At 72.6% G+C, this 237-nt stretch carries 1 protein-coding gene; it reads left to right on the top strand.

Annotation, left to right across the window (positions count from 1 at the left end; genetic code table 11):
* On the top strand, window positions 1-237 hold a 237-nt coding region (locus HIJ39_RS23580), incomplete at both ends, for a Fic family protein (RefSeq protein WP_169103430.1).

A 237-nucleotide genomic window follows, 5' to 3' on the forward strand; every position in this document is an offset into this window, starting at 1 on the left:
GCGCAGTTCGTCCCGCCCCATCCGGAGCGCCTGCGTGCCGGGATGGACGATCTCTTCGCCTATCTGCGCCGCACGGACGTACCCGCCCTCGTGCAGGCCGCCATCGCGCACGCCCAGTTCGAGACCATCCACCCGTTCGCGGACGGCAACGGCCGCACCGGGCGCGTCCTCGTGCACGCCGTGTTGCATCGGGCCGGCGCGATCACCCGTATGGGGGTGCCCCTCTCCGCGGGACTC

Origin of the sequence: Sulfobacillus harzensis, assembly GCF_012933365.1 — a bacterium.
Taxonomy (GTDB): Bacteria; Bacillota; Sulfobacillia; order Sulfobacillales; family Sulfobacillaceae; genus Sulfobacillus_B; species Sulfobacillus_B harzensis.